The 11,459-nt window shown below is 70.4% G+C and carries 12 protein-coding genes; all 12 read right to left on the minus strand.

Features of this window, described 5'->3' with window-relative positions; all coding sequences use genetic code 11:
• Nucleotides 1–39 precede the first annotated feature (39 nt).
• The 12 genes from IE252_RS33915 to IE252_RS33970 all read right to left on the minus strand — a co-directional run bounded on the left by IE252_RS33915 (nt 40) and on the right by IE252_RS33970 (nt 11,406).
• Nucleotides 40–3,510, minus strand: a complete 3,471-nt coding sequence (locus IE252_RS33915; RefSeq protein WP_190093290.1) for a LysM peptidoglycan-binding domain-containing protein — start codon at nt 3,508–3,510, stop codon at nt 40–42.
• The gene (locus IE252_RS33920; RefSeq protein WP_190093291.1) at nt 3,510–3,956 is read right to left on the minus strand and encodes a pilus assembly protein TadG-related protein; all 447 of its coding nucleotides are present in this window, start codon (nt 3,954–3,956) and stop codon (nt 3,510–3,512) included. The genes IE252_RS33915 and IE252_RS33920 overlap by 1 nt, the downstream gene beginning before the upstream one ends.
• On the minus strand, nt 3,956–4,414 hold the full coding sequence (locus IE252_RS33925; protein ID WP_373298660.1) for a TadE family protein: 459 nt from the start codon (nt 4,412–4,414) through the stop codon (nt 3,956–3,958). Before IE252_RS33925 ends, IE252_RS33920 begins: the two co-directional genes overlap by 1 nt.
• A gap of 5 nt (nt 4,415–4,419) precedes the next feature.
• The gene (locus IE252_RS33930; RefSeq protein ID WP_190093293.1) at nt 4,420–4,845 is read right to left on the minus strand and encodes a TadE family protein; all 426 of its coding nucleotides are present in this window, start codon (nt 4,843–4,845) and stop codon (nt 4,420–4,422) included.
• A complete protein-coding gene (locus IE252_RS33935) occupies nt 4,845–5,060 on the minus strand; it encodes a hypothetical protein (protein WP_190093294.1) in 216 nt (71 codons plus the stop codon). Before IE252_RS33935 ends, IE252_RS33930 begins: the two co-directional genes overlap by 1 nt.
• A gap of 43 nt (nt 5,061–5,103) precedes the next feature.
• Entirely contained in the window at nt 5,104–5,988 is an 885-nt protein-coding gene (locus tag IE252_RS33940; RefSeq protein WP_190093295.1) for a type II secretion system F family protein, read from the minus strand.
• Complete coding sequence (locus tag IE252_RS33945) at nt 5,985–6,929, minus strand: type II secretion system F family protein (protein WP_373298661.1); 945 nt, start codon at nt 6,927–6,929, stop codon at nt 5,985–5,987. The genes IE252_RS33940 and IE252_RS33945 overlap by 4 nt, the downstream gene beginning before the upstream one ends.
• The gene (locus IE252_RS33950) at nt 6,926–8,413 is read right to left on the minus strand and encodes a TadA family conjugal transfer-associated ATPase (RefSeq protein WP_190093296.1); all 1,488 of its coding nucleotides are present in this window, start codon (nt 8,411–8,413) and stop codon (nt 6,926–6,928) included. Before IE252_RS33950 ends, IE252_RS33945 begins: the two co-directional genes overlap by 4 nt.
• A complete protein-coding gene (locus IE252_RS33955; RefSeq protein ID WP_190093297.1) occupies nt 8,403–9,230 on the minus strand; it encodes a CpaE/TadZ family protein in 828 nt (275 codons plus the stop codon). The genes IE252_RS33950 and IE252_RS33955 overlap by 11 nt, the downstream gene beginning before the upstream one ends.
• On the minus strand, nt 9,230–9,820 hold the full coding sequence (locus tag IE252_RS33960) for an SAF domain-containing protein (protein WP_229848967.1): 591 nt from the start codon (nt 9,818–9,820) through the stop codon (nt 9,230–9,232). Before IE252_RS33960 ends, IE252_RS33955 begins: the two co-directional genes overlap by 1 nt.
• Nucleotides 9,821–9,958: 138 nt before the next feature.
• On the minus strand, nt 9,959–10,846 hold the full coding sequence (locus IE252_RS33965; protein WP_190093299.1) for an ATP/GTP-binding protein: 888 nt from the start codon (nt 10,844–10,846) through the stop codon (nt 9,959–9,961).
• Complete coding sequence (locus tag IE252_RS33970; protein WP_190093300.1) at nt 10,804–11,406, minus strand: hypothetical protein; 603 nt, start codon at nt 11,404–11,406, stop codon at nt 10,804–10,806. Before IE252_RS33970 ends, IE252_RS33965 begins: the two co-directional genes overlap by 43 nt.
• Nucleotides 11,407–11,459 lie beyond the last annotated feature (53 nt).

The following is an 11,459-nucleotide window of genomic DNA, read 5'->3' on the forward strand; positions in this document are numbered from 1 at the left end:
ACCAACCTCATGCGACAGCACAGCTGGACGCACCACTATCTACAAGGCCTTGCGTGCCGCCGAGCCCGGGCCGTTGAGGAGCTCGTCGATGAGTTGCGTGGTCTCCATCTCGAGCGAGCAGTCAAGAGCCCGGTTGACTTGTTGCACGCGGGTGATGGCGGTGTGCAGCCCAGAGCGGTTTTTGCGTGCGGCCTCGAGCCGCATCCAGTCTCGGTACAACAGCTCTGCCGAGTCGTCTACATCGAGTCCGGTCGCGACGGCCTGGCGCGCGGCGCTGAGGTCGTGCTGGGGGCCGCGAGGGATGCGGTAGGTGGCCACGGCGTGCGCGACGTCGATGATCCGCGTGATCATTTCCTGCTGGTAGGGCTCGGCCCACGGCAGGGGCCGGCCGCCGAAGGGCCTGCCGCGCACCAGAGTCAGCGCCTTTTCCAGGTCCGCGAGGCCGGATGGGCCCAGTGGCAGTGCGCGCTCGACGAGCTGGAGGAAGCGGGTCCAGTCGCAGCGCACGCCGGCCGCGAGCTGGTAGGGGTCTGTACCCGACTTGCGGCGTGGCACATAGGGGGTTCCGGACGAGTCGCTGCCCAGGGAGCTGCGCAGGCCCCGCATCCGCGCGTTGAGGGTGCTGGTTGACCACGGGCTGAGGGGGTCCATGTCCACACACAGGGCATCTGCATGGCGCCCGGGCCGGAAGTACAACAAAGCGGCCAACTGGGAGATCCGCGGGCCGTGGCCGGTGCTGTCCACGCCCGTCACCTCGACCGGCCCCAGGACCCGGATCTCCGGAGCGTGCAGGTCCTGCGCCTCGGCGTCTTCTCCTGTCAGGACTGTGGGCTCCGTGACTGCGTCCCCCGGGCCGTCAGCAGTGCCGGCCTGTGCCGCGTCGGCGGAGGCCGCAGCGGCCGGGGGCGTCGCAGCCGGCGGTTCCGCTGTCTTGCTGCCCGGGCCCGAGGTGTTGTCGGGCCCGGCCGAGGGGGCGGAGGGGGAGAGGAGACGAAGCCCGGCGGGATCGGTGCTGGCGGCGAGCAGGGCCGGGAAGACCTCGCCGCTCACATCCGTAGCCGCCGCAGGCGACGGGGGTGAAGCGGAGGCGGGCGCGGTGGATTCCTCGTGCGCCGCTGCCTGCTCGGGCTCCGGCATCGTGTCGAGCTCGTCCGGGACGTTCTGCCAGGGTCCCTCGGCCGGGTGGGACGGCTGCCCGGACACCTTCAGGGCTGTGGTGATCTGCACGTAGGCGGCGTGCTCCAGGCGCTGCACCGTGATGCTGGTGCTGGCGGCGTCGAGGTGCTGCGGTTCGTGGAGGGAGGCGTTGAGGATCTCGGCCTCGGGGAAGGACGCGGCCGCCGTGCTCGCCGGGGCGATCAGCGTGACCGGCACTGTCCCTGCCCGGCCGATGAGGTCGGCGAATTGCCAGGCCGTGTCCTCATCCAGGGCGGAGGCGCACAGCAGGAGATACGGCTGGTGCTGGGTTTCGGGCATCTGATGGGCTTCCAGCAGGCGTTCGCCCAGATCGCGCAGCGCGTGGGCGGGCTGGCGCATGTGGGCGATCCGCGTGGTGGGCAGCAGGTGCGGCAAGTCCTCACCGAACCCCACGGTGACGACCTCGGCTTCGCTTGCCCACGGGCTCATGCCGAGTTCCAGGGCGAGGGAGGTGCAGACCTCGGTGATGTGGAGCGGGTTGCCGTCGAGCAGCAGCGCGGGCAGCTGCGCGAGGTTGAGCAGCAGGAGGTCTCCCGTCTCGGTGCTGCCGATCGTGACCAGCCCCGGGTACGGTGCCGGCACCTCGTGGGTGTCCTCTTCCTCCAGGAGGACGGCATCACAGGGCAGGGCCCACCATCCGTCCTGCCCGGCGACGAAGGGCGCCGCGGGATCCTGGGCGAGATCCTCGGGCAACACCTCCACCGCGCGGGCACCGATCCGGGCAGCCCGCAGTGGAGGCAGGATCGCGTCCTTCTCCCGAGCCGCCTGGTGTGCCAGGGTGCGCAGGGCCACGTCCAGGCAGGCAGCGCCGCCCGGCTCGGCGGCCGCCGCCAACTGGGCCTCGGCCATGGACGTCTGCGACGCGATGGCGATCGTCTCGCCGGGCTTGCGGCGGCGGCGCTGCAGCGTACGGCGCAGGGCAAGAGCACCGGTGATAGCGGCCGCCAGCAGGGCGCCAGCCCCCAGGACCGTGCGCAGGTTCAGCAGGCCGTCGGACCGCGACACCGGTGTCTGTGACGCCGTGGCGGCGGGGGAGGAGGCCGTGGAACTGGACGGCTCCGCCGACGCTGACGCAGAGGCGGCGCTGGAGGCGCTGCTGCTGCCCGGCTGCGGCCTTCCTGAAGGAGCAGTGGACGGGGGGCTCTGTTCCTCTCGGGGCGGCTCGGCGGGACGGCGGCTCGCTGCGCTGGGGGCCGGCGACGTTGGCGCGGGCGCCATGCTGCGGCCCGGAGCCGGCGCATCCCGCGCGTCACCGCCCGGCGTCTGCTTGGCGCCGGGCGTCTTCGGCGTTGGGGCAGTGGTGTCCTGCCTGCCCGGAGCTTCGCCGTCGTCGTGCTGCGGCGGATGGGGATGCGCGGGGCGGGCGCCGGGCACGGTGACCTGCTGCCCCGCGTAGACCCTGTCGGGGTCGGTGATCGTGGGCAGGCCGTGCGGCTGCGGCTTGTCCTGACTGGCCTCGAACAGCTCGGGCCACTTGTCGCCGTCGCCGAGTTCTGCTTGCGCGATCTTCGACAAGTAGTCGCCCGAGTGGACCGTGACGACATGCTCGGGGTCCTCGGAGACAGCCGCGGATCCGTCACCTAGCTGCGTACGGACGCCTCCTGGAACGGCGGTGGTCGCGGGCATCCTCAGCTGCCAGCCGGGCTGCAGAAAGCTGTTCGCGCGAAAGACTGTGCCGTCGGCCATGGGGCGGCCTTCGTTCAGGCTCGCGATCTCCCGCCACCGCTCGCCCTCTCCCAGCTCGCGCTCGGCGATGCCCCACAGGCTCTCCGCCGGCCGCGTCTCGCGCACGGTGTACGTGGGCGGCGCCGGTGTGCCAGCCACGGGGGTGGGGGAGACCGGGTCGGCGTCGGCGGCCTGCGGGGCCCGGTCTGCCTGGCCGGGCAGCAGGCTCGACATGGTGGCCGGTGCGGCCTGTGCATCGAAGGCCAGGGCCGAGCTCGTGGGCAGCAGCACCAGGATGCTGCCGATCAGGAGGGCTGCGGCGCGCTGCGGGGCGCCCATCCCACGTGGGGCATGCCAGGTCCGGCCGCGTACCTGCGCGATCAGCTCGCGTGCGGCGCAGAACGTGAACTGCGCCCACCCGACCCAGGCCACGAGCACGAGCACGAGCACGAACAGGCCGCCGGTGTCCTGCCGGTCCAGGAGGTGGGCAAGGTCGCCGTGGGTGGCAGCCCAGATGACCGGGGTAGCCCAGGCCAGCAGCAGCGGCAGCCCTGCGACTACCACCGTCAGGACCAAGAGACTGAGCACGGCCGACAGGACCCGTGCCAGGGTGCGGCCGGCGGCTGCGGAGCGGGTGGTGGAGTGCATCAGTTTCCTTGGGGGGCGGTGACGCCATGAAGGAGGGTGGCCTTGCCGTGGCCGGTCACCGACAAGGAGCCGATCCCGACCACGGGCAGGAATTTCGTGCTGTAGGAGCCGGTGACCGTGACATTCAGCGTCTGGCCGTTCCCGGAGACGCTGACGGTGCCGGTGGCGCCGGCAGAGTTCAGGTAGGCCTGTGCGGCGGCGGCTGCCGCCTGCGGATCGACGGCAATCGCGGTGCCGTTGATGGCGCCGGTGGGGTCGATGGCCTGTCCGCCGGCCCGGGCGGCTTCACCGGCGATGTAGTCGGCGCGTTCGGTGGCGCGCATCTTGCTGCCGCCGTCGACGGCCAGGCCGATGATGCCGATCAGCGCGACGACGCACACGGCAACGAACACAGTGACGCCTCCGCGATCGTCGCACCGTGTCTGCAGGAACCGACGCAACATCATCAGGCAGCTCTCTGTCGGTACCGGTCCACCACGGAGGTCGCCGTCGACGTGATCGTCTTGGCTCCTGGCACGCCGGGCAGCAGGAGGTCGGACAGATTGACGGTGCAGGTCACGGTCACGGTGACGGTGCCGACTTGCCCCACGGGCACGGCGAGACCACCGGTGTTGACGGTGACGTCGGTCGACGCGCACGTGATGCCCTGGTCGTCCAGGGATTCGGCGGCCGCGGATTGCGCGGCGCTCTGAGCGGCGGCCATCGTGCGGTGGATGGATGCCTCCCTCGCCGCGTCCTGGGCCGCGGCGTCGATTTTCGCGCCGGAGGTGACGATCCGGCCGCCCGCGATCGCCAGGCACAGGAACATGATCAGCGACGGGAGGATGATGGCCGCCTCAATCGCGGCACTGCCTTCATCACCGCGAAATCCGCCTCTGCGCGCACAACGGGCAACCACTCGCACGTGATTCACCTCCCCGGGACCGTCCAGCGCTCCACTGGCCCGGATGCCGACTGCCTGATGTGCAGACCAGGCACTCCTGGAATCATCGACAGGGCCGTTCCGGACACCCGCACCCGCACGCGCTGCCCGTCGCTGCTGGCCGCGATGCTGTAGCCGCGCAGGCTGTCACCAGCGGTGCGCCCCAGCACGGTCCGTGCCTGGGCCGCACCGTCGGCTGGGGTCGACTGGTAGGCGCGGGCGGCGGTGAGGCCCTCGCGGGCGGCGGTCAGGGCGATCTGGCGGGCGTAGTACCACATGGAGGCCTGGATGACGGCGACGGTGGCGAGCAGCACGACGGGGAAGACGATCGCCATCTGGATGCTGGTGTCCCCACGGTCGTCGCGCCACCGTCGCCCCTGCCACCATTGCGTCAGCCGGGCGGGCGGGTGCATCACAGGCCGCCGATTTTGCCGTTGTACTTGGCGATCACGACGGCGATGGTCCCGGCGATCAGGACAGCACCGGTGACGGCGGCCACCCAGATGATGACGGTCGTAATCGAGATGTCGCCCCGGTCCGGCCGGCGCGCAGCTTCCTGAAGGCGCTCGCGTACGCGTGCGGTGAGCTGGAGCACAGCACGGCGGCTGCGGGCTGCGAGGTGCGTCATGGTTCCGTTCCCTGCCTTTCGGTGTGTTGAATGAGGGGGAGGCTCAGACGGTGAGCATGCGGATCACCGCGGGGAAGGCCATCAGCAGCATCACCAAGACGGCCAAGAGGGCCCCCGGGGCGGTCATCTTCTCGCTGGCCGCGTTGGCTTCGGCTCCCTGATCGGCGAGCAGTTCGGCGTTGAGGGCGGCGGTGCGGGCCCGCAGTGCCTTGTAGACGGCGGCACCGTCGGTCGCTGAGCCGCGCATGATGTCGGCGACGTCGTCCAGGACAGGCAGGTGGTACTGCGCGGCCAGTTCCGAGAGCGCCTGATACGGCGGGATCTTCTCCAGGCGGGCCCGGCGCAGCGCGCCCTGCAGGAAGAGGAAAGGCCAGCCCTCACCGACGGCGGCGGCCTTCTCCAGTGCCTCGGCGGGCCCGGCATCGGCGGCCCGCTTGAGCGCGACCAGGTCCAGGTAGGCGGACAGGGCGTGGGCGAACTCCTCCCGTGCCCGTTTGGCCTGGTCCCGCACCGCCAGGTCGGGTGTGATGAACAGCAGGGCCGCGACGAGGAGCCCGACGCCTGCGGGCACATAGAACGGCAGGCCCACACCCGCGATGATCCATGGAACCGTCGCGATCACCGGGCAGAGCAGACCCAGCCCGCCGAGCGCGGTCTTCTTCAGCATGAACTGGCCCGGGCCCAGTCCGAGCAGGGCCAGATTCGTCGTGGGGACCCGCACGCCCGGAATGCGCTCCAGGCGGGCCAGGAGCCACCGGCCCCAGACCTCCTCGCGCTCCAGGTGCGGCTCGGGCATCGCCAACGCAGCGGGGGCAGTGCGTTTCAGGGCCGGTGCCAACGCGGGCTGAGGCAGGAGAAGTTCCCGGATCAGCAGCGCCACGCCGGCGCCGATCGTGCCGCCGGTCAGAACAACGGGAAGCAGGTTCACCGCTCAGCTCCTGCCGGCTCGGCGACGGGCAGGTCCGGCTCCGGCGCGGGCGCAGGCAGCCGGACGGTGCTCGTGGGGTCGCTGATCAGGAAACGCGGGATGCGACGGAAGGCGCTCAGCTGCCGCATCAGCGCAAGTGTGGCGACAAACCCGGCCACCAAGAACGCCAGCACCAGCTGCCCCAGCAGCGTGGTGTACGGCCTCGTATAGGACGGTACGAGGAACCCGCCGATGACGACGCCCACGGTGATGATCGTCATCCACCGCACCGTGGTGCGTGGCTTCGCCCTGTCTGCCTCGATGGAGCGTTTGCGGGCGACTTCGTCGCGGACCGTGCCTGCCAGGTCCTCCAGTGCCTGCGCCAGGCCCGGGCCCCGGTCGTTGACCGACAGGATCAGCGCGGCGACAACCTTGTCCGAGGTGACGTCGTCGAGTTCCCCGGCGAACGCCCTCAGCGCCTGCTCCGGGCGCCAGCCCAGACGCAGCCGGTCGGACAGAGCGGTGATCTGCGGCGCCAGCTCCTCGGGCGCCCCTTGGCGGCTGGTCATCATCGCCTGCTCCAGACCCATGCCCAGACGCAGCAGGCCGGCCAGGCGCTGCGTCCACTCGCTCAGCGCTTCCAACTGGCCGATGCGTTCCTTGGCCAGCTGCGCCGGGGTGATCAGCCACGGCACGCCAATGACCGCGGCACCCAGGAGCAGGGCGCCGACGAAGTTCCCGGAGACCAGCCACACGCCCGCGAACACCACGAAGGCGCCAGCCGCCAGCGTGCCCTGCCGCATCCGGGCACTCTCGTTCCCGCCGCCGCGCAGGGCCTGCCACCGGCGGCGCAGCGGGGCCCGGCGCGGCGCCGCGGTCCCGACGAAGCCCGCCACGATGCCGACCAGGCCGCCGACGACGGCCATGCCGCTCAACAGGGCCCACACAAACGTCAGCGTCATCGGCGCACCCCTACCTTCAGTGCCAGTGGTGCGCTCCACGCCCCGTAGGGCTGCTGCAGGAGGCTGGAGTCGAAGCCGACGCGGCGCAGGTCGTCGATGCAGCCGGGGTCCATCCGCGGCACCGCCCGCAGCTCGCCGAACTCGGTGCCGGGGGAGAAGATCTCGTTCGTGGCGGGCCGGCCGTTCTCACCGATCCCGGTCAGCTCCAGGACGTGGGAGACGTAGCGGTGGCGACGGCCGCCGATCTGTGTCTCATCGGTCATGTCGACGAAGACCACGAAGTCCAGGCCGTTGGCGGTCTGCCGGTAGGCGAGCTGCTCGGACAGGTTCTCCTGGGCCAGCGCGTACAGCTCGGCGATCCGGTCGAAGACGATGCCGGCGCGCCGGGCGTGGATGGTGCACAGGTTGCCGCCCGACCCGTTCGTCAACGCCTGCATCATCGCGACGACTTCCGGGCCGCGGACCTCGCCGACCACGATCCGGTCCAGCGACATCCGCAGCGCGGGATGCATCAGGTCCAGGAGCGTCACCTCACCGGCGCCGCGCCCTGCGGCGTCCTTCTCGCCGTTGGACTCACGGCCCACCAGGGAGACCACCTGGCGGTGGTAGCCGTTGGCGTGGGCGAACAGCTCGTCCTCGGTCTGGATGGTGGCGAAGCGGCACTCCGGGTCGAACTCGCGGAGCATTGCCCGCAGCAGCGTGGTCTTCCCGGCCTTCTGCTTCCCCGCGATCATCACATTCTTCTCGGCGCGGACGCATGCGCCGAGGAATTCCCGCAGGACCGAGTCGATGGTGCCCAGCTGTACGAGGTCGTCGAGACCGGCGTGGGCGACTCGATGCCGACGGATCACCGCGTAGGTCATCGGACCGAGCCCGGTGATGGCCTGGAGACGGGAGCCGTCCTGCAGGGAGAGGGCGAGAGTGGGGCTCGCGGTGGAGATGGTGCGCTCGCTGTGCCCGGAGCCACGGGCCAACTCCCGCAGCAGCTCGAGCAACTCCTCCTCGGAGTCGGCAATCGGTCCGACCCGGTGGCGCTTGCCGTCGCCGTAGTCGAGCCACACCTCATCCGGGCCCTGGATGATGATGTCCTCCACCCGCTCATCGTCCAGGTACGGCTGCAGGCGTCCCGCTCTGAACAACAGGTCATAGACGGCCCGGCGCAGCGCTTCATCCTCCTGCGGCGCCATCGCTTGGGCGTCAGACCACAGCGCGACGGCCTCGTTGATCCACTCCAGGCAGCGCTGCTCTTCGCTGGCCCGGTCCATGCCCGGCGTGGTTTTGAGCAGTTCCTCGCGCTGTTTGGCGACCTGGGAGGCAATGGTGCGGGCCGTTTGGTAGGGGACGGTGGCCCGGGGAGCTGTCGTGCCGAGCACAAGTGCACTCGAGGCAGCACTGGCAGGTGCAGGCGTGCCGTTGGCCTGCTGCCGCGTGGCGTGGGGCAGCGGTGCCACCGTGGGGTCGGGGTGCAGGGGCCTAGCGTGCATGGGTCACTTCCCCGCCTGCCGCACCGAGGCCGCGTGGATCGAGGCGGGCCCGGCGCCTGGCGGCGTGCTGAGCCAGCAACGTGCTGCCCGTCGCTGCGGCCTTCATCAGGGACGAGCGGGTGAAGTGGCGTGGCTGCTCGGCTCCGTCGGACAGCACACGGGCGTCCTTCGGCGCGTACGGAAGGGTGGCGATCACGGGCACCTGCAGAACGCGCTGTACTTCGCCTGCGGGATACGGGCCCTCGTTGATCATCAGCACACTGATGTCACCGACGGACTCCTCCAGCGCGCGTACCCGGCCCTCCGCCGCCTGCAGGCAGCGGAGCGTGTTGCGGACCACCACGAACACGGCGTCGGCCTGCTCCACCATGACCGCGGAGGGCCCGTACGCCCCTCTCCGGCCCAGGTCGATGAGGACGTCGTGGCCGCTTTCTGCCTCGATGCCGCGGAACATCTGCATCAGCATCTTCCAGACCGAGACCAGGCTCGCCGCCTGTGAAGGGTCGGTGACACCGGGCAGCAGCAGCCGATCACGCGGCGACGCTTGCGTGCCGTCGTCACTGCTCAGGTCGATCAGCTGCCGCCAGAAGGCGTCGCTGAACTCGCCCTTGCGGGCGGCGACGGAGAGGTTGCGCAGCCCGTACCGGTCGCCGAGCGTGCCTTGCAGCAGGCCGTGCAGCACGGCTCCGCCGTCCGGGTCGCACTCCGCGAGGATCATCTTGCGGTCCGCTGCAAGCGGCCACGACAGGAGCAGGGCGAGGGCGCTCGTGGTCACGCCGGGTGCTCCGCTGCAGCCTGCGAGCGCGATCACAGCCATCAGCGGCCGTCCGGAGCAGCCAGGACCAGGCGCAGCGCACCGGCCGCCTCCCATGCGGCGGCCGTGGGGCCGTAGGCAGCGGAGGTGGCGACGTCGACCACCACGATCCCGGTGCCGGGGGCGGCGCCAGAGGCCTTCACGACTCGGCCGTCGATGGTCTTCGGAGCGGCATCCGACGCCTTGCCCGTGTCAGCGGAGCCCTGGGCCGGGACATGGACCAGCTGAACCTTCTGTCCTGGCACGAGAGCGGTGGCCGGGATCTGCTTGGGCTCCAGGCCGATCGGCACCAACTGCTCGCCGGCCTGCACCAGGGAGTCCTTCGTGACCTGTGTGGGGGCGAGCAGGGAGCCGGGCTTGAGTTCCACTGCAGCTCGCTTGCCCACCACCGACTTCAGATCGTCGGCGCGCACGGCCTTGACGGCCGGGTCCAGGGCGACGGACGCCTTGCCGAGGTCTGTCTCGGTGAGGACCTGGCCGACCTGGACGTCGCGGACCACGGTTACCACGTCGGTGCGGTGACCGACCTGAAGCAGTAGGACGGCAACGCCGGCGCCTCCCGTGGCGATCAGCGCCACAGACAAGGCGATGATCCCTGGTCGCCGTCTGCGAGCCGACACCCGGGGCGGGGCCACCGGCCCGGCAGCCCGTCCCTGCTGGGGGACTCCGTTCGAGCGGGCGGTATCTGCACGTTCTTGGGTCTTGCTCACCGTTCTGTCCTTCCGGCTGCGTTACCTGACGACCTGTACTTCGCCGACCGCCACCTGCACGTTGCTCTGCCGGACCTCGGTGAGCTGGCCGGCCTGTCCGCCGCCCTGCCAGTTGATCGTCCACGTCGAGGTCGCGGTCACCGGGAACTTGCCGCGTTGCGCACTGGCCGAGGTCTTGGAGTACAGGTGTCCGCAGGTGGGGGACTGGGCCATGTCCTGGGAGGAGGCGTAGGGCGTGCCGGGGCCGTTGCAGGTCACGGAGGCGCCGTCGCCCATCGCCCACACGATCTTTGACACCTTCGCGGTCGCGGTGACGGTGATACCGCCCGCCGAGGCCGAGGCGGTGTTCGGTCCGTAGGTCGTGGCGCGTTGGTTGACCCACATCCACATCGGGACGCCCACGGTGTATTTCCCGGCCGCGCGCGGGCTGGCGATGTCCGGACCGAGCAGGGTCATGGAGTCGACCGCGCGCTGAGCCAGCACCCGGGGATCGACCTGCGGCGCCGGAGGCTGCCCCAGGGGCACGACAACGAAGCCGTCCGGGTTGTCCTGGCCGCCGTCCGTGCACCCGTAGAAGTACACGTCGTTCTTCGTGGGGTCGGCGCCCTTCCACCCCGGCCATGCGGCCGGAGGCTTCGGGTCGACCTTCTGGTACTTGCACTCGACTTTGCTGCCGCCGCTGTCGCCACTGCCTTGCGAGCCACCCGCCTGCCCGCCGCTGCCGCCGGTTTCGTCACCGACGCTGACGTCGACGCAGAACTTGATGACCTGGCACTTACCGGCACCGACGTCAGGATCATCGCTGGCGTGCGCGACACCGGCCGAGGCCAGGGTGAGGGCGCCAGTGAGTGCGGCGAGGCGCCGGATCAGCAGGATTGCTCTTGAGCGGTCAACTTCGTGACCATCCACGTCTTCCCCCACTTTTCAAGCGTTGCGGTGCTGACGTATTTGATGAGCCGCGTCGTGGGCAGCGGGACCGGCTTCTGCGAGGCCTTGTCGGTCAGGATCCAGTGCGTTGTGTCGATGCAGTCCGTCACTGTGGCCGTGGGGATCTTGCCGTCGGTCACCTTCACGACCTTTGGACTGATCACCGGCTTCCCCGTGGTCACCTGCCCGGCCTTTCGCATGACCTCGAGGTCATGCTCGATATCGAACAGGGCTCGCAAGGTGGTGTTCTTCTTCAGGTCGGTGCCCGCTTCGGAGGCCTTGCTGTAGGCCTCGACCTGCGCGTCCCAGGAACTGGTGTATGCCGCAAGGGCAGCGGCGTCCTCAGTGCCGGCAGTGGCGCTGACGGACGGTGAGACAGCAGCCGAAGTAGTGCTGGGCTTCGACGACGGCGCGTCCGAGTCGCTGTCGCTACAGCTGGCCAGCGCCAGCAGGGCGCCGGCAACGAGCAGAGCGGTTACGTGCTTCCGGGCGCGAACCGCAGCGCTGTTGAGGCCCGATGAACGTGGTCGTGCAGCTGTCACGTTGACTCCCCGTGCGACGCGGTTCGATAGGCCGATGCAGCCGGCCTCCGGCA

Origin of the sequence: Streptomyces melanogenes (assembly GCF_014649795.1) — a bacterium.
Classification (GTDB): Bacteria; Actinomycetota; Actinomycetes; order Streptomycetales; family Streptomycetaceae; genus Streptomyces; species Streptomyces noboritoensis.

Coding starts and splice junctions, on each gene's coding strand:
- IE252_RS33955 (WP_190093297.1), bottom strand. CDS start 9,230: ATGGCTGTGATCGCGCTCGCAGGCTGCAGCGGAGCACCCGGCGTGACC.
- IE252_RS33935 (WP_190093294.1), bottom strand. CDS start 5,060: ATGACGCACCTCGCAGCCCGCAGCCGCCGTGCTGTGCTCCAGCTCACC.
- IE252_RS33920 (WP_190093291.1), bottom strand. CDS start 3,956: ATGATGTTGCGTCGGTTCCTGCAGACACGGTGCGACGATCGCGGAGGC.
- IE252_RS33930 (WP_190093293.1), bottom strand. CDS start 4,845: ATGCACCCGCCCGCCCGGCTGACGCAATGGTGGCAGGGGCGACGGTGG.
- IE252_RS33950 (WP_190093296.1), bottom strand. CDS start 8,413: ATGCACGCTAGGCCCCTGCACCCCGACCCCACGGTGGCACCGCTGCCC.
- IE252_RS33945 (WP_373298661.1), bottom strand. CDS start 6,929: ATGACGCTGACGTTTGTGTGGGCCCTGTTGAGCGGCATGGCCGTCGTC.
- IE252_RS33915 (WP_190093290.1), bottom strand. CDS start 3,510: ATGCACTCCACCACCCGCTCCGCAGCCGCCGGCCGCACCCTGGCACGG.